The following is a 16,576-nucleotide window of genomic DNA, read 5'->3' as shown; positions in this document are numbered from 1 at the left end:
CGTTGACTCAGTAACCTGATACTGCTGAATCTAGAAATCTCAGGTAGTTGAGTCAAGTAAGGGAGTTGAGTTATGTCCGAGGTGCCTGTCGAGGAGTACCTGTGCACCCGCCTTCGCCGTGCGGAGCAGGCGCTGATGGCACACCACGAGGCGGTTCTGCGTACCTATGGGCTCACCATGACCCAGTACACGGTGCTCCTGACGCTCTCCCGCACGGACGGCCGGTCCGGCGCTCAACTCGCCCGGGCCTGCGGCGTCTCCCAGCAGAGCATGGCGACCGTCCTGAACGGCATGCAGACCAAGGAACTCATCAGCCGCAAAGCCTCCGCGGCCCACGCGAAGGTCATGATCGCCACCCTCACCGACACCGGGCGGGACCTGCTCGACCGGGCGTACCAGGAGGTCATCGTGCTGGAACGCGCCCTCACCGACCGCTTCGGCGCCGACGAACACCGCCAATTCTGCGAGTTCCTCGACCGCGCCACCACCACCCTCATCGAGCAGACCCCGACAGCCCCGGCACGCTGACGACGCCGACCGGGAGCCCGGCAGCGCGTGGTCCGGCGGGTCGGGAGGGAGAAATGCGGGGCACCGACTGAACCGAAGAGCGGGGCCTCACATCTTCCTGCACGATAGCCGGAAACCAACCCCCCACCGGTTCATGTGCCGCCGTGCGCCACCCCTGCCGCACGGCATCCCCGATGTCGGCAACGATCGAAGAGACAATTCCTCACTCGCCCACGGGGAGCGAGGACGATGCCCGACACCCCAGGAAGAATGAGGAATCGCGGTATGCGCTTGGTCGCGCCTGACGGTCCGGCACCTTCGGAATCGGCACTCGAGCGACCCAGACTCTATGTGCTCGACGGGCTGCGGTTCGTGGCGGCACTGATGGTCCTCGGCTACCACTACCTCACCCTTCGCGACGGGTGGGGCAACGATCCGCGGGCGTTCTCACCGGAGCTCTACCACGTCGCACAGTTCGGCTGGCTGGGTGTCGAAGTCTTCTTCCTGATCAGCGGATTCGTCATCTGCATGAGCGCATGGGGCCGCACCCTCGGCGATTTCGTGAAGTCCCGGGTTTCGCGCCTTTATCCCGCTTACTGGGTCGCCGTCCTCCTGACGGCTTCGGTCCTGACGCTGTGGCCCCGCGTCCGCAGTGCGGACAGTCTGGAGACGGTGCTGACCAACCTCACCATGCTGCAGCAAGGCGTGGGGGTGTCCGATCTCGACGATGTCTACTGGTCGTTGTTCATCGAGCTGAAGTTCTACCTGCTCTTCGCTCTCGTCGTCTACAAGGGCGTCACCTACCGCAGATGCGTACTGTTCTGCGGCCTGTGGACGGTGGCCGGTGTGGTCGCCTACAAGGCCGACACCAGCTTCCTTTCGGTATGGGCCATCGCACCGTACTCCCCGTATTTCATCGCGGGAATCGCCTTCTACCTGATGCACCGCTTCCGGCCCACGATGCTGCTGTGGGCGATCGTCGCGGTCGAATTCCTGCTGGCCCAGCACTACGTCAAGGGCCGCGTGGTGATGAACCTCGGGGACAAGGCCGCGACCGCACACGACTGGCCCGCGCGCATCGGAGTGCTGTTGGCCTTCCTCCTCATGGCGGCCATCGCGCTAGGGGTGTTCGACGGAGTGCGGTGGCGCTGGCTGAGCCGGGCCGGCTCGTTGACGTACCCGCTTTATCTGCTGCACATGTACATCGGTTTCACGCTCATCGCCCTGCTGCGGCACCGTCTACCGGCACCCGTGCTGCTCCTGTCGATCCTCGCCCTCATGCTGGTGCTCTCGTACGCCGTCAACCGGTGGGTGGAGCGTTCCGTGGGTGGCTGGTTGCGCGACGGGATCGACAAGGGGTTGCAGGAGATGCGCCGCGGATCCCGGGCGGCTCCGCCGGCGGAGCGACCCGGGGCGTGGCGCGCGGGCCGGCAAGGTGGCGCCCGCACCGAGGAGGATGCAGGGAAGCAGAGCCTCGCCTGCGCGGAGCAGGTCGACCGTTCGGAGAAGGAGAGTGACCGGGTGGGGACACTCTCCTGACTGCGGACCAGCTCCGCTCATTCCTCTTCCAGAAGGTCTACCGGAGCGTCCAGCGTTGGGATGGGCCCCCGGTGCACGGCGCGGTGGAGACGCGGTCGTTCGCCATCCGCGCGAGGCACTTGCGGCTGACGCTGTTCCGGATCAGAACGGGTTCGGTTTCGTCGATTTGCCACTGTGCTGCCTGGTCAGCGGCGGCGCAGGGTTTCATGGTCAGTCGGTCGTTGCGCAGTGTCAGGCACAGCTTGGTCGCCACCTGCCGCAACGCGGTGTACTCGTAGTCGTCGTCCCAGTGCCACCTTTGGTAGTCGGTGCGGTTGCAGTTGAAGACGTAGGGACCGTAGTCGGCCCGGAAGTCCAGGCACGGCTTGTCCGTGGCTTGATTCCGGAAACCGGTGGTGCGCGGGATTGCGTTCGCCGGTGTGCTGCTCAGGCCCACCATGAGCGCGATGCCCGCCCCCACGGCGGCCAGCCTCTTCAAGAGCATGAGTTCCCCCTCTGCTCGACACGTCCGACGAGATGCTAGCGAGATCCCTTCTCGACGAGCCCGGAACGGGCAGACCTCCACATCTCTCCCCCAATGGCGCGCATCACCTCGCCGGCGCACCCCGGCGCGAAGACGCTGCGAGGACGTGCCACGTCCCATCCGTCACTCGCTTCACGGTCCTCGGTGTTTCGGCCAATCCCCGTCCCCGCCGCAACGGCCGTAGCGCCGCTCCCAGGACGTCAACTCCTGGCGTTTCCAGGGCCGCAGGCCGTCCGGAATCGAGCGCGTTCGATTCCGTCGGCCTGTCGTTATGCCGTGCACCGCCGAGCCATCCAGGCGCGGCGCCCGCCCCAGGGAGGATGCAGATGACTGTGACCGACGCCTCGACCGCCCACGCGGAGAATCCGCCCCCTCCCCCGCCGGCCGCCCTCACCTTCGAAGGAAAACACGGCAAGAATCCGCTGGCCGAAGCCAGTTTCACCGCCATGTGCCGGCGCCTGCCGGCTGTGCTCGGTCACACCGCGCGGATGGCCTGGTCCGTCGACAAACCCGCGGTCGCACTGTTGCTGATCTGCCAGCTCCTCACGGGCGCCTCGGCCGCCTTGGTGCTCGGGTTCACCGCGAAGGCCATGACGCACCTCCTCGGGCCGGGCACCGTGTCCCCACGTCTGCACGCCGCGCTGCCCGCCCTGATCGTGGTCGCAGCCACCGCGGGTGTGGGCCGCATCAGCAGCGCTCTGTCGTCCTACGCCGACGGACGGATCACCCCTCTGCTGATGACCGAGGCGGACGTCGCGCTGGTCTCCGCCGTGTGCCGGGTCGAGGCGTCCGCCTACGGGGAGAGCGGGTTCGCCGACCGGCAGGAAGCCGCCGAAGTCGGCGTCACACGCACCCGGATGATGGTGCAGGACGCCCAGCGCTTCATGGCCTCCCTGATCCGCATGATCGCCGCGAGCAGCGTCATCACCGCCTTGCACTGGATGATGCTCCCGCTGCTCCTGCTCGCCGTCATCCCCGCCGGCACCGGCGCGGTGCTCTGCGCACGCGTCGACTACGAGACCCACTACGCCAACGTGGGCGACCGCAACGTCCGCGGCATGATGCGCTGGTGGGCCACCTACTCCCGGCACGGTGACGAAGTCCGTGCCAACGGCATGACCGGCTACCTCACCTTCTGGTACCGCGCCCTGTCCGAGCGCATCGACAAACGGACCCTGAGCGCCGCGCCCCGCATGCTGCGCATCGTCCTCGTGACCAGTGCGGTCGGCGGAGCGTTCCTCCTGGGCACCTGGGCGACCCTGGCCTGGCTGGCCACCACCGGCCGGGTCGCGCTGCCCGTCGCGGCCACCGCGGTCGTCGCCGTTCAAACGACACTGGCCGCGCTGTCCCAATTCGTCATCTACGGCGCCGCGTTGTTCCACACCTCCCTGTACCTCGCCGACATGCGCAGTTTCCTCGACATGGCCGCCGAGCGTGCGCCGAAGCGTGGCGAGCTGACCATCCCCGACCATGTGGAGGAGATCCGCCTCGATGAGGTGGTGTACCGGTACCCCGGAAAGGACGAGCCGGCGGTCAACGGAGTGTCCCTCACTCTGCGCCGCGGCGAGATCCTGGCCATCGTCGGCGAGAACGGCTCGGGCAAGTCCACGCTGGCCAAACTCATCACCGGAATCCTCCTGGCCGACAAGGGCAACGTCGTGTGGGACGGCATCGACCTCGCCCACGCGCACCCGGACGCCGTATGGAAACGCACCGCACTGGTCCCGCAGAACTTCGCCTGCTGGCCACTGCGGACACGGGAGAACATCACCCTCGGGCAGCCCAAGACATGGGACGACGAGGCGGTGTGGGAGGCCGTGGACGCGGTGGGGATGCGCGAAGCGATCGAGAAGCTGCCCCGACAACTCGACACCCTGCTCGCTCGGGAACTCTTCGGCGGGGTGGAGCTGTCCGGAGGACAGTGGCAGCGCCTCGTGTGCGGACGTGCTCTCTACCGGCGCACGCCCCTGTTGATCCTGGACGAACCGACCTCGCAGATGGACCCGCGCGGCGAACACCAGATCTTCCTTGAGGTCAAGCGCATTGCCGCCGAGCGCATGACGATCGTCGTCACCCATCAGCTGGAGAACACCCGGCTGGCGGACCGCATCCTGGTGATGCGCGACGGCCGGGTCATCGAGCAGGGCGGATACGACGAACTGGTCCACGCCGGCGGGTTGTTCGCCGAGCTCGTCGCGCTGGCCAAGGACCGGTGACGGCCGTCAAACCGGCTCTTGTGTGAGGTCGGCACCGGTCATGCTCTAAGCCGCGGGTGTGCGGTCAGGGCGACCGGAAGGAGCTGCGGGAGGAGTGCGCTACTGCCCCACCCGGCCGTCGATGCGTTCGCGCAGCAGATCGGCGTGCCCACAGTGGCGGGCGTACTCCTCGATCCGGTGGACCAACAGCTCCCGGACGGAGTTGTCGTCGCGACCCACCCGCGCACCCAGATCCGGATACCCGTCCAGCACCGCATCGGTCGCCGCCTGTTCGCGGGCCAGATCGGAGAATGCGCTCTCGACCAGTTCCGGTTCCGCAACGGCTCCCTCGAAGTCGCCGTCATCCGCCCCGTACAGCTTCGGGGCCGGGTCGCCGGGCAGGATCCAGTTGCGCCAGTCCCGCTCCACCTCGGCAAGATGGCGGACCAGCCCCAGCAAGGACATGGTCGACGGCGGCACCGAGCGGCACGCCAGTTGGTCCGGTTCCAAACCCTCGCACTTCATCCGGAGCCACGACAGCGTCCTGGATCGGCGTCGCGGCGATGGGTGGCACTGTCATCGCCGCCCTCACACTGCGACAAGGCCCCGCACGACTACAGTGGCCGCATCACCGAGCAACAACCGCCCTGCTGCCGGTGGTTGAATGCTCGGAGGGACCTTGGGGCGAGGGTATGGAGGCGGTCGCGGCATGAGCACCCTCACCGCCCGGGCCATCCGCACCGCGCGGCTGGACCTGCTGCCCCTTCGCGTCGAGCACGCCGAAGAGATGGCAGCGGTACTGTCCGATCCGGTGCTGCACACCTTCATCGGCGGCGCCCCGGACACCCCGCAAGCCCTGCGCTCCCGCTACCGGCGGATGACCGCGGGCTCAGCCGATCCGGCCGTCTCCTGGCTGAACTGGGTGATCCGGCTGCGTGACGAGGACTGCCTGACGGGCACGGTTCAGGCGACGGTCAGCCCTTCCGGCCACGGCTCCCTCGCCGAGATCGCCTGGGTGGTGGGGACCCCGTGGCAGGGAAGAGGCATCGCCACCGAAGCAGCCCGAGGACTCGTCGACTGGCTCGGCCAACAGTCCGTGCAGACCGTCATCGCCCACATCCACCCCGAACATCAGGCGTCAATCGCCGTCGCCACCGCCGCCGGGCTCATGCCCACCGATGCATGGCACGAGGGCGAGTTCCGATGGTTGCGCCGGCAGGAGTAGCGGGCGACTGCTTCACCACTCCGTGGGATTGACGATGCGTCAGGGATGGGTGCGAGGTCCCAGTGGCCGCCGGGAGTAGGAGCGGCTTCTCGGTCCCGGGAGGTCCGGCAGCACAGCGGTGATGCGAGCCTCGTTCACGGTGCGATCGTCAATACCTGGTCCACCGGGCGGCGCGGGGTGCGGGGTCCCTGTGGGCCGTAGCCCAGGCGGAGGAGCATGTGGACGTACCCGGAGCCCGTGACCGGGTCGCGCAGGATCCATCGCAGGTCCGGCCATTCGACGGGCTGCGTCGCGAACGAACCGGCGACTCCCTCGGAGGTGGCCACGAGCAGGACGCGTTCGAGTGCCTGGCCGGCGCGCAGCCAGTCGGCGGGGCCGTCTTCGGCGGTACTGAGCGAGGCCAGTTGGGGGCTCTGCTCGAAGTCGGCGTAGCCACGGTCGGGCACGGCGTGCCGGCCGGCGAAGTCCCGGACGGGCGTGTCGCCGGCGCGTTTGCGCGGGCCGAAGGCGTAGGCCGGGATGCCGTCGTCGGCGGACGGTCCGGTGCCGGTGTCGCGGGTCCAGCCGTGTTGTTCGGCGTCCCGGGCGTCGTCCATGCGGTTGTAGCCCTCGGCGTGCTTGATCAGGTCCAGTACGGTCTCGCGGTGTGCGGCGGTGAGGAAGCTCAGCCGTGCGCCTTCCCGGGCCGCGGCCTCGGTCAGGGCGGTGCGGAGGGTCTCCGGGATCTGCCGCTCGGTGAACGGGTAGCGGCTGGTGTGGCGTTCGCGGATCGCCGGGTGGAGGTCGGGGAGGGCTTCGTCGGCGTGGCCGTGCGGGTCGTCCAGACGCACGGTCGCCAGCAGTGCCGGGCTGTCCGGGTCGGGCAGCAGCGTGGTCCACGTGCGGTGGCCGGCATGGGCCGCAGCCACCCGCAGGTTCAGCAGCGCCGCTCCGCAGCCCAGGTGCATGCCGCGGGTCGTCGGATCGGCCTGCGGTATCGCGCGGTCCAGGTCGGCGGAGAGGGTGAACGTGCGGCTGTGGCGGGCGTAGCGGAAGTGCCACGGCTGGGCGTTGTGCATGGACGGCGCGGTGACCGCGTCGGCGACCAGGCTCGTGACCAGGGTGTCGTCGAGGATCTTGGTGAACACCGGGTGCCTCCCTAACCGGCAGGGTGGATCGCTGAACCTCTTCAGCTTCGCCGGTACGGCCGGGACCGCGTCAGGGTCCGTAGGGCCCTGTCCGTGGGCCACCCGGGCCTTTTCGGGCCTGCCGGCCACCGCTCGGGGCCGATCGGCTCATCCCCCGGCCGGTCCGCTGCGGCCAGGCTGGCGCAGCACCCGGACCGGCAGCCGTACGTGAAGCGTCTCGGCCGTAATCGCCGCGTGAGGCGTCCGGGCCGTTTCGCCGGACGAAACCGCTCACGGCGGGGCCGGCATGGTGGTCGCCCCCGGCGCGCACATGTCGGCCAGCCGGTGCCGGGTGGCCTGGAGGCGGCGTGCGAGCATGCCGAGGACCCGGCGGGTCACTGCCAGGCCGAGATCCCGGTCCGCCTCGCACAGCGCACGCACGGCCGTGGCGTCGAACTCGTAGGCGCGCACCGGGGTGGCGGCCTCCGCGCCCATGCGCCAGGTGTACGGCGGGACCAGCCAGGACCAGCCGACCAGGTCGCCGTGCCCGAGCATGTCGACGACCGTCGGTGGGCCGGGCGCGATGTGGACGTCCAGGTTCACCGAGCCGGTGCGGATGATCCAGAACCGGTCGGCGAGCCCGTGCTCCTCAAAGATCCGCTCTCCTGCCGGGAACGACACTTCGTGGGCGAATCGCATCAGGCGTTCCCGCCCTTCGGCCGGCAGCGCTGTGAGCAGTGGCTCCGTGGTCATGACGGTTGCTCCCGGTTTCCGGCCGGCGGCGTGCGGGCCGGCCTTCCGCAAGTCGGTCAACCTTCAGCGTGCCCACGCGGACGGTGCTCCGGGCAAGGGCTGTTCGGCGCGGGCCGGTGGGCCGAACAGCCCCCCTGGCCACCCGGCGACGGACCGCCGGACGGGAACCGGGCCCGCACCGCCACCCGGCCCCCGTCCGGGCCCACTCGGCCCATGGGATCCGTTCCGGGCTGCGGCGATGCTGGAACGAGGAAGCCGGTATCCGGGCCCTGGGTGCGCGGAGGTACGTCATGGGCGGGTCTGTTGTCGTAGGTCTGGACGGCACCGGGAACAGCGTGCCGGCCGTGCGCTGGGGTGCCGCGGAGGCGGCGGCCCGGGGCGTTCCGCTGCACCTCCTCCATTCCTGGGTCTCACAGCCGCTGAACGCCCCCGGCGCCCGGGCGGCCACGGACCGGCAGCGCCACGGGGACGAGGTGCTCGGAGCGGCCGAAGCCATGGCGCACGAGCTGCATCCGGGCGTGGCGGTGACGACCGAGCAGGTCTCGGAGCAGGCGGTAGACGCGTTGGTGGACCGCAGTGGTCTGGCCACGATGATGGTGCTCGGATCGCGCGGGCACGGCGCGATCGCCGGCTTCCTGCTCGGTTCGGTCAGCCTTCATGTCCTGGGGCGCGCACAGTGCCCGGTGGTGACCGTGCGCGAGGAGGAGAGCGCCGCCTACGAGCGGCCCGAAGTCGTGGTCGGCGTCCAGGAAGCCGGCTCGCGAGGCGAGGCGGTGCTGGAGTTCGCGTTCGTCGCCGCCCAGGCCCATCACACGCGCCTGCGTGCCGTGCGGGCCTGGGAGCCGCCGGTGGTGGAGTGCGTGCCCACCACCGTGCCTCCGGTGGACGAAGCGGAGCTCGCGGCGGAGGAGGAGCGGAAGCTCGCCGGGATTCTGGCGCCCTGGCGGGCGAAGTTCCCCGATGTCGACGTCGTCGCCCACCTGCAACGGGGCCGGATCACGCCGGTCCTGCTGGAGTCCTGCTCCCGGGCGGGTCTGCTGGTCGTGGGGCGGCGTGTGCAGCGGACGCCGATGCTGCTCGGGCCCGTCGTGTTCGCCGTGCTGCACCATTCCCGCTGCCCGGTGGCGGTCGTGCCGCGGATCTGAGCAGGCCGCCCGGACGCGCCGTCACGGGCCGGGCCAAAGGTCCTCTCAGTCGTGGGGTACCACTGCCACCGGACAGGTGGCGTGGTGCATCGCGGCGTGCGCGACCGGGCCGACCCGGGGTGCGAAGCGCGGATGGTTCCTCCTCCGGCCGACGACCAGGAGCTCGGCGCCCGGGACCGTCTGCACCATGGCCCGGGCCGGGTTCTCCGGCAGCACGGTCAGGCGTACCGGTACGTCGGGGAAGCGCTCCCGCCAGGGGCGGATCGCTTCCCTCAGCTCACTGTCCGCCTCCTTGGCGATTTCCTCCGCCACTTCCGGTTCGATCCCCCACGGCACGTAGGCGGTTGCCGGAAGCGCACGTCCGTGCACGGCCTGCAGTGGCAGGCCACGGCTCGCCGCGGTGTCGAAGGCGAAGTCGAGGAGGGGGTCGCAGGGCCCGTTCAGGCTCACCCCGACGACGATGCGTGGTTCCGCGACGTGTCCCTCGGATCGCGGTGCCTCGGTGGACCAGCCCCCGCGGACGAGCACGACCGGCCGATCGGCCTGGCCCACGACGTCCAGGCTGACATCGCCGAGCACATAGCTCTCCCATGCCGTCAGGGCACGGGTCCCGAGCACGACCATCCGCGAATCGTTCGCCGCGTGCAACAGCGCCGGCAACGGCTCCGAACCGACCAGGTCCTCGATGACCTGGACGTGGGGATGGCGGTCCCGCACCTCTTCCCGTGCCCGGCGCACGAGGCGCCGGGCGCCGGCGTTCTGGTCGCGATCGGGAGGCGTGTCGGGTGCTTCGGCTGCCAGCAGGACCCAGGCATGGAGGAGTCGCAGCACCCAGCGCCGCCGGTCCGCTTCGTCGGCTGCCCACTGTGCCGCTGCCAGACTCTCGGGAGAGCCGTCGAGCCCCACGGTGATCACTTCCGGCTCCATGGCTGTCCTTCTTCCAGCGAGGAGGGGATACGGGTCGCGATGCACCCGTCCCACGTATCGAGCTTGCTGAACGCTCCCCCGGCCGGCAATGAGCCGAAGGGTGCCGCCAGGAGGCCGAACGGCCCACCGCCGCGCTGTCCGACCGGTCCGGCGCCCCACACGTCCGGCACGAACGTGCTCGTCCCGCCGCGGTCACTACCGTGGAAGTGTGGCCGCGGATTCCGGGGCGGCCACCGCGGAGGACATCGTGGCTGGCGAGAGGCCTGACCGGGGCGACGGGGCGCACCTCAGCCTGGGTGCGTTGCCCCACGATCTGCAGGAGCGGCTCCGGGCGATCGAAGGCACCTCGGACCGGTCGCCGCATCTGCTGCTCGAAGCGGTCATGTCCGTGGGTGGCAGGCTGGAGCTGTCGCAGGTGCTGCGCCGCATCGTCGAGGTCGCGGTCGTCCTCGTGGACGCCGAGTACGGGGCGCTCGGGGTGATCGGCGAAGACACCCGGATCGCCCAGTTCCTGACCGTCGGGATCCCCGACGCACAGGCCGAGGCCATCGGTCATTTTCCGGAGGGGCACGGAATTCTGGGTGAGTTGATCCGCCACCCCAGGCCGCTGCGCCTGACGGAGCTCGCCGCCCATCCGGCGTCGTACGGATTCCCGCCGGGCCACCCGCCGATGCGCTCCTTCCTCGGGGTGCCGATTCGGGTCGGCGAGGAGGTGTTCGGCAATCTCTACCTCACCGAGAAGCGCGGCGGCCGTCCCTTCGACGCCGCGGACGAGACGGTGCTCGCGACGCTGGCCGTGGCGGCCGGTGTGGCGATCGATCACGCCCGTCTGTACGACGAGGTCCGCTACCGGGGGCAGTGGCTGGAGGCCAACAGTGAGATCGTCGCCGGTCTCCTGCCCGGGCCGGGTGAGAACGACGTCCTCGAAATGATCCTCGGCCACGCCGTGCGCATTCTCGCGGCGGATCTCGGCGCGCTGGCCCTGCCGGTCGACGACGACCACGTGAGCGTCGCACTCGCCGTCGGCGTGGAGGCCGATGCCCATCGCGGTCTGGTCCTCCCCCTCGACGGCTCCTTGGTCGGTACGGCGCTTCGCACCGGACGTCCGCTGACCAGCCTCGATGTCGAGCACGACCGGAGGATCACGGCCGGTCCGCCCCGCTGGAGCGGTCTGGGGCCCGCGATCGCCGTGCCGATGATCACCGGCGACCGGATGCGGGGCGCGCTGCTGCTGGCCCGGATCCGCGGCCGCGATCCGTTCACCGAGCCGGAGACCACACCGCTCGTGACGTTCGCGGGCCAGGCAGCCCTCGCGATGGAGATGGCCGACCAGCGCCGGGCCGCCGAACAGCTGGCTCTGCTGAAGGATCATGAACGCATCGCGCGCGACCTGCACGATCTGGCCATCCAGCGCCTCTTCGCCACGGGCATGACGCTGCAGAGCACGCTGCGTTTCGTCGATCATCCGGAGGCCGGTGAGCGGCTGATGCGGGCGGTCGACGATCTGGACGAGACCATCAAGATCATTCGTTCCACCATCTTCGGGCTCCGCGCCCACGAGTCCGCCCGTGTCTCCCACGGCCTGCGGGCCCGCACGGTCAGCGCCGTGGAACGGGCCGCGAGGGCACTGGGCTTCGCGCCGTCGCTCCGTATGGAAGGCCTCCTGGACACCGAGGTGCCTACGGAGATCTCCGAGCAGGTACTGGCCGTACTCGACGAGGCGTTGAGCAATACGGCGCGACATGCGCACGCCGGTGCTGTGGCGGTGTCCCTGGTCCTCCGCGACCGGACGCTGACCCTGACCGTCCAGGACGACGGGGTGGGCATCCCGGCGGGCGGCCGGCGCAGCGGTCTGCGCAACCTGGCCGAGCGGGCCGAGAGTCTGGGTGGCGCGATGGCCGTCGAGACGCCGGTGGGGGGTGGCGCCCGGCTGGTGTGGCAGGTGCCGGTGCCCGCCGGGTGACGCGCTCCCGCACGCCTCGGCCGCCTCGTGTGGCCCGGTCGTGCCGCCTCAGCCGTGCTGCCGGCCGGACGCCCGGCCCGGGGCGGGGGCGACCTGGGTGGCGAGCACGGCAGCCTGGATGCGCCGCTCCACGCCGAGCTTGGCAAGCATGCGGGAGACGTGGTTCTTGACGGTCTTCTCCGAAAGGTAGAGCCGCTTGCCGATCTGACGGTTCGTCAGCCCTTCGCCGATCAGGCCGAGGATCTCCGTCTCCCGCGGAGAGAGGCTCGCCAGCGCACCGGCTTCGGACTGCTCGTCGGCCTCCTCGCCCCGCAGCGCGCTCATCAGCCGCGCGGTCGTCGCCGGGTCGAGCATCGAGCGTCCGGAGGCGATCGTGCGCACCGCGGCCACGAGGTCCGCACCCTTGATCTCCTTCAGGACGTACCCGGCCGCACCGGCCATGATCGCGTCCAGCAACGCCTCGTCGTCGTCGAACGAGGTGAGCATCAGACAGGCCAGACCCGGCATGCGCGAGCGCAGCTCCCGGCAGACGGACACCCCGTCACCGTCCGGCAACCGCACGTCGAGCACCGCCACGTCCGGCCTCAACGCGGGTCCGCGGGCCAGCGCATGGCTCGCCGTCCCCGCATCGCCCACCACCTCGATGTCCGGTTCGGCATCCAGCAGGTCCTCGACGCCACGACGGACCACCTCGTGATCGTCCACGAGGAACACCCGGATCGGTCGCTGCGGTGAGAAGCCGGCTGCCTCGCTCATGGCGTCCTCCGGGCTGGTGGTACGGGCCGACGCCGTCTACCCCCATCGTGAAGCACCCCCGAGGGCCGCGCCAGGCCCGGGCGGCCCCTCCGCCCACCGGCGATTCCCCACGCGTCTCCCGATAAGTCCGTTCGGCCCTCGCCCGCGCTCCCCGGGTGTGCCACGCTCGGAGGGCAGGGCGAAAGAGGTGTGCCATGCCTCTGACGAAGATCCGGTGGTTGTGGCTGCGTAACCCGCTCAAGCGCGGCACGGACGTGGCGGAGTCCTGGCTGCTGCTGATCACGGGAGTGCTGATCGCGGTGCTGGCCCCGGCCGGCGGGGTGGTGGCCGCGGGGGTCGTGAGCCGTGCGGCCGAGCAGCAGAGCCACGCGTCGGTGCCGGTGTCCGCCGTCCTCGCGGAGGACGCCCCCACCGTCATCGGTGTGGACTCCCCGGGCGGCACCGCCGGCCGGGTCCATGCCACGGTGCGGTGGACGGCCCGGGACGGCACGGTGCGGACCGGAGTGACGGCCGTGCAACCCGGCCTGCGGGCCGGCGACCGGACCACCGCACGGGTCGACCGGCACGGAGCCCTGCTGACGGACCCGGTCACTCCCGAAGACGCCGTCGTCCAGAGCATCGCGGTCGGCATCGTCGCCGCGTCCACCACCGGTTTGCTGCTGATCGGCGCGGACAAGGCCGGAGTCGTCCTGCTGAACCATCGGCGTTACGGCCAGTGGGAGAAGGACTGGGCGGAAACAGACGCCCAGGGACGGCACCGGCAGCCCTGAGCCACGGCCAGGTACCGAAGGTTCTGCCGAGCGTTCGGCGAGCGGCTACCCAGGCCGGCGGTACGGCGCCTCCCGCGCCGAGGTCAACCGATTGACCACCGCGGTGACCCCGTCGACCTGCCGGGTCATCTGCACCGCGACGGCCACCGCGCCGCTGCTCTCCAGATGCCCGCTGAGGGTCACCACCCCGTCGTGGACCACGACGTCCATGCTCCGCTGCCCCAACCACAGCGCCCGCACCACGATCTGGTCGATCACCTCCTGGCGGATGTCCGCATCCTGCCGGGCGAAGATCTGCAGCACGTCCCGCCGGGTGACCATGCCCACCAGACGGGCCTCCTCGTCCACCACGGGGAGCCGTTCGACGCCGCACGCACACATGAGGCGGGCCGCACGGACGACGGAGTCGTCGGCGCGGACCGTACGAGCGGGAGCGGACATCACCGCACCGGCGGTCAGCCTGCCGGCGCCGGCCCCCGAGCCCCGTTCGTCCGCCAGGTCCGTCCCGGAGATGACGCCGATCACCCGGTCCTCGGCGTCCACCACGGGCAGCCCGTTGATGTCGTACTCCGCCAGCCACCGCGCGATGTCCTCGGTCGAGGTGTCCCGCCGCGCACTGACGACGTCGTCCGTCATCACGCTGCCGACCCGTCGCTGCTTCATCTCGGCCCCGCCGCGGGCGGCTCCGTCAGGTCCGGAGTCATGGCCGTGACGTCCAGCGTCACATCCACGACGCCCTCCACCGCCCGCACCAACCGGGCCGCGACGGGCAGCAGCGAGGCCGCGGCGAAACTGCCCCGGAGCGTGACCACACCATCGGTGACCACGGCTTCCACGTCCTCGGCGGCGCCCGCGAACAGCCGGTCGATGACGTCGGCACGCACCTCCGCCGCCAGTTCCTCGTCCGAACGCAGGAAGACCTTCAGCAGGTCGGAACGGCTCACGATGCCCTGCAGCAACCCCTCACCGTCGACCACGGGAAGCCGCTTCACCGACTTGTGCGCCATCGTCCGCGCCGCCTGGGCAAGGGTGTCGCCGGGGTGCACCGTCAGGGCGGGAGCACTCATCAGGTCCCGGGCCGTCACGCCGCCGGCCTTGCGCACATCCTCCAACCGCCGTGCCTGTTCGAGACGGCTGGGCACGCTGCCCCGGAACTCTTCCTTCGGCAACAGATCGGCCTCGGAGACGACGCCGATCACCCGCCCTTCCCCGGCCAGTACGGGCAGCGCGCTGACCTTCCACTTCTCCATGGTCTCGACGATCTCCTTGAACCCCGCCTCCTGCCCGACGGCCACCACGGCCTGCGTCATGACATCGCTGACGGTGTGCGGAGAGTGCTCCATGACGCCTCCTCGATACGGACCGCGGAAGCACGGCCGTGGTCCCACCTCCAGCCTGCTGCCGTCCGCCCGCGCCGGGCAGGGGCCGTCCGGCCCCCACCCTGCCGGCCGGCCGATCCCGGACGCGCCACGCCCCGTGCCGCGCCCCGAGCCGGATGCCCCGGCTCCGTTCAGTCCACCTGCCCGAGCCGGGAACCGGCGTTTCCTCGTACCGTCGTCTCATGGCGAAGGAACGAGGCGACAAGGACCGCGCCAAACTGCCCCGGGCGGTCTACGAGCGGGAGCTGTACCGCCTGCAGACCGAGCTGGTGGCGGTGCAGGAGTGGGTGCGTCACGAGGGTGCCCGGCTCGTCGTGGTCTTCGAGGGACGCGATGCGGCCGGCAAGGGAAGCGCCATCAAGCGGGTCACCCAGTACCTCAACCCGCGGGTCGCACGGATCGTGGCACTGCCCAGGCCCACCGAACGCGAACGCACCCAGTGGTACTTCCAGCGCTATACGGAGCACCTGCCCGCAGCCGGCGAGATCGTGCTCTTCGACCGCAGTTGGTACAACCGCGCCGGCGTCGAGCGGGTCATGGGGTTCTGCACGCCCGCCGAGCACCAGCGGTTCCTCCGGCAGTGCCCGGTCTTCGAGCGGATGCTGGTGGAGGACGGGATCCTGCTGCGGAAGTACTGGTTCTCGGTCAGCGACGAGGTCCAGGAGCAACGGTTCCGGCGGCGGCTCAAGGACCCCACGCGGCGCTGGAAGCTGTCCGCCATGGATCTGGAGTCGCTGACCCGCTGGGAGGAGTACTCACGGGCCAAGGACGAGATGTTCGTGCACACGGACATCGCCGAGGCGCCGTGGTACGTCGTCGAGAGCGACGACAAGCACCGGGCCCGGCTGAACATGATCGCCCACCTGCTGTCCACGGTGCCCTACCACCACATCTCCCCGCCGGAGCTCGACCTTCCGCCGCGGCCGCCGAACACCGGCTACCAACGCCCACCCCGCGACCTGCAGCACTACGTTCCCGACCATGCGGCCGGGCTGGAGTGACGGCTCGGCCCACCTCTTGCCGATCCGCCGCCCCTGCCCTGCGCGGTCAGATCCGTGGTTCCCCGGCCTGCGCATCGGGCCGCACGGACGCCGGCCCGGTGACGTCGAACGCCACGTCCACCACCCCTTCGACCGACCGCACCAGGCGTGCGATCACCGGGATGAGAGAGGTGTCGCGGACCTGCCCGCTGAGTGTGACGACACCGTCGGCGACCTCGACCTGCAGACCTTGGGCCGGTGGCGCGAACAGCTCGCTCAGGACGTTCCGGCGGACCTCTTCCGCCAGCTCCTCGTCCGAACGCAGAAAGACCTTCAGCAGGTCGGCGCGGCTGACGATGCCGCGCAGCACGCCGTGCCCGTCCACCACCGGCAGCCGTTTGACGGACCCGCGCGCCATGATCCGCGCGGCCTGGGACAACGTGGCGTTGGCCGGAACCGTCAGCGCGGGGGTGCTCATCAGCTCCCCCGCCGTCACCGCCTCCGCCCGCCGGACGTCGTCGACCCGCCGTAGCTGCGCCAGCCGTTCCGGGTCCGACTCACGGAACTCCTCCTTCGGCAGCAGATCGGCCTCGGAGACCACCCCGACCACCCGCCCCTCCCCCGCGAGGACGGGGAGGGCGCTGACCTTCCACCGTTCCATGGTCTCCACGATCTCCTTGAACCGCGCCCGGCGGTCGACCGCGGCCACGGTCTCGGTCATCACGTCACTGACGATGTGCGGAGCGTTCAGCATGATGCCTCCTCGGTAACCGGACCGACGGCCCAGGACCGCCATGACACCTCCAGC

The 16,576-nt window shown here is 70.3% G+C and carries 16 protein-coding genes and 1 pseudogene; 8 read left to right on the top strand and 9 right to left on the bottom strand.

Annotation, left to right across the window (positions count from 1 at the left end; genetic code table 11):
• Positions 1-72 precede the first annotated feature (72 nt).
• Together AB0E02_RS00535 and AB0E02_RS00530 are read left to right on the top strand one after the other, a co-directional pair.
• Positions 73-528, top strand: a complete 456-nt coding sequence (locus AB0E02_RS00535; protein WP_362134386.1) for a MarR family transcriptional regulator — start codon at positions 73-75, stop codon at positions 526-528.
• A 330-nt stretch (positions 529-858) separates the two neighbouring features.
• On the top strand, positions 859-2,046 hold the full coding sequence (locus AB0E02_RS00530; RefSeq protein ID WP_362134384.1) for an acyltransferase: 1,188 nt from the start codon (positions 859-861) through the stop codon (positions 2,044-2,046).
• Positions 2,047-2,083: 37 nt separating this feature from the next.
• On the opposite strand, the gene AB0E02_RS00525 is transcribed toward AB0E02_RS00530, so the two are convergent.
• Positions 2,084-2,530: an RICIN domain-containing protein gene (locus AB0E02_RS00525; protein WP_362134382.1), complete on the bottom strand. Its 447-nt coding sequence runs from the start codon at positions 2,528-2,530 to the stop codon at positions 2,084-2,086.
• A 365-nt stretch (positions 2,531-2,895) separates the two neighbouring features.
• Between AB0E02_RS00525 and AB0E02_RS00520 the strand changes: the two genes are divergently transcribed.
• Entirely contained in the window at positions 2,896-4,785 is a 1,890-nt protein-coding gene (locus AB0E02_RS00520) for an ABC transporter ATP-binding protein (RefSeq protein WP_362134380.1), read from the top strand.
• A gap of 99 nt (positions 4,786-4,884) precedes the next feature.
• On the opposite strand, the pseudogene AB0E02_RS00515 reads toward AB0E02_RS00520, so the two are convergent.
• Positions 4,885-5,295, bottom strand: a pseudogene (locus AB0E02_RS00515) (DinB family protein); the annotation flags it as partial.
• A gap of 178 nt (positions 5,296-5,473) precedes the next feature.
• Between AB0E02_RS00515 and AB0E02_RS00510 the strand changes: the two are divergent.
• The gene (locus tag AB0E02_RS00510; protein WP_362134378.1) at positions 5,474-5,989 is read left to right on the top strand and encodes a GNAT family N-acetyltransferase; all 516 of its coding nucleotides are present in this window, start codon (positions 5,474-5,476) and stop codon (positions 5,987-5,989) included.
• Positions 5,990-6,123: 134 nt separating this feature from the next.
• Here the strand turns inward: AB0E02_RS00510 and AB0E02_RS00505 are convergent, their stop codons facing one another.
• Both AB0E02_RS00505 and AB0E02_RS00500 read right to left on the bottom strand, forming a co-directional pair.
• On the bottom strand, positions 6,124-7,047 hold the full coding sequence (locus AB0E02_RS00505) for a nitroreductase (RefSeq protein WP_362135524.1): 924 nt from the start codon (positions 7,045-7,047) through the stop codon (positions 6,124-6,126).
• Positions 7,048-7,386: 339 nt separating this feature from the next.
• Entirely contained in the window at positions 7,387-7,848 is a 462-nt protein-coding gene (locus AB0E02_RS00500; protein WP_362134376.1) for a cyclic nucleotide-binding domain-containing protein, read from the bottom strand.
• Between the two features lie 290 nt (positions 7,849-8,138).
• On the opposite strand from AB0E02_RS00500, the gene AB0E02_RS00495 reads away from it, so the two are divergent.
• The gene (locus tag AB0E02_RS00495; RefSeq protein WP_362134374.1) at positions 8,139-8,993 is read left to right on the top strand and encodes a universal stress protein; all 855 of its coding nucleotides are present in this window, start codon (positions 8,139-8,141) and stop codon (positions 8,991-8,993) included.
• Between the two features lie 45 nt (positions 8,994-9,038).
• Here AB0E02_RS00495 and AB0E02_RS00490 read toward each other — a convergent pair whose 3' ends face one another.
• Positions 9,039-9,920 (bottom strand): universal stress protein, encoded by an 882-nt coding sequence (locus AB0E02_RS00490; RefSeq protein ID WP_362134372.1) that lies wholly within the window; start codon positions 9,918-9,920, stop codon positions 9,039-9,041.
• Between the two features lie 292 nt (positions 9,921-10,212).
• On the opposite strand from AB0E02_RS00490, the gene AB0E02_RS00485 reads away from it, so the two are divergent.
• Positions 10,213-11,883: a GAF domain-containing protein gene (locus AB0E02_RS00485; RefSeq protein WP_362135522.1), complete on the top strand. Its 1,671-nt coding sequence runs from the start codon at positions 10,213-10,215 to the stop codon at positions 11,881-11,883.
• Positions 11,884-11,931: 48 nt separating this feature from the next.
• On the opposite strand, the gene AB0E02_RS00480 is transcribed toward AB0E02_RS00485, so the two are convergent.
• Positions 11,932-12,639, bottom strand: coding sequence for a response regulator transcription factor (locus AB0E02_RS00480; protein ID WP_362134370.1), 708 nt, complete (start codon positions 12,637-12,639; stop codon positions 11,932-11,934).
• 194 nt (positions 12,640-12,833) lie between these two features.
• Here AB0E02_RS00480 and AB0E02_RS00475 point away from each other — a divergent pair, with 194 nt between their 5' ends.
• On the top strand, positions 12,834-13,409 hold the full coding sequence (locus tag AB0E02_RS00475) for a hypothetical protein (RefSeq protein WP_362134368.1): 576 nt from the start codon (positions 12,834-12,836) through the stop codon (positions 13,407-13,409).
• A gap of 45 nt (positions 13,410-13,454) precedes the next feature.
• Here AB0E02_RS00475 and AB0E02_RS00470 read toward each other — a convergent pair whose 3' ends face one another.
• A complete protein-coding gene (locus AB0E02_RS00470; RefSeq protein WP_362134366.1) occupies positions 13,455-14,072 on the bottom strand; it encodes a CBS domain-containing protein in 618 nt (205 codons plus the stop codon).
• Positions 14,069-14,752, bottom strand: a complete 684-nt coding sequence (locus tag AB0E02_RS00465; protein WP_362134364.1) for a CBS domain-containing protein — start codon at positions 14,750-14,752, stop codon at positions 14,069-14,071. The genes AB0E02_RS00470 and AB0E02_RS00465 overlap by 4 nt, the downstream gene beginning before the upstream one ends.
• A 218-nt stretch (positions 14,753-14,970) precedes the next feature.
• On the opposite strand from AB0E02_RS00465, the gene ppk2 reads away from it, so the two are divergent.
• The gene (ppk2, locus tag AB0E02_RS00460; RefSeq protein ID WP_362134362.1) at positions 14,971-15,789 is read left to right on the top strand and encodes a polyphosphate kinase 2; all 819 of its coding nucleotides are present in this window, start codon (positions 14,971-14,973) and stop codon (positions 15,787-15,789) included.
• Positions 15,790-15,835: 46 nt separating this feature from the next.
• Here the strand turns inward: ppk2 and AB0E02_RS00455 are convergent, their stop codons facing one another.
• Complete coding sequence (locus tag AB0E02_RS00455; RefSeq protein WP_362134360.1) at positions 15,836-16,522, bottom strand: CBS domain-containing protein; 687 nt, start codon at positions 16,520-16,522, stop codon at positions 15,836-15,838.
• Positions 16,523-16,576 lie beyond the last annotated feature (54 nt).

Source organism: Streptomyces sp. NPDC048196 (genome assembly GCF_040652715.1).
GTDB lineage: Bacteria > Actinomycetota > Actinomycetes > Streptomycetales > Streptomycetaceae > Streptomyces > Streptomyces siderophoricus.
The sequence above is the reverse complement of the archived record's forward strand: the minus strand, read 5'-3'. Positions and strand labels throughout refer to the sequence as shown.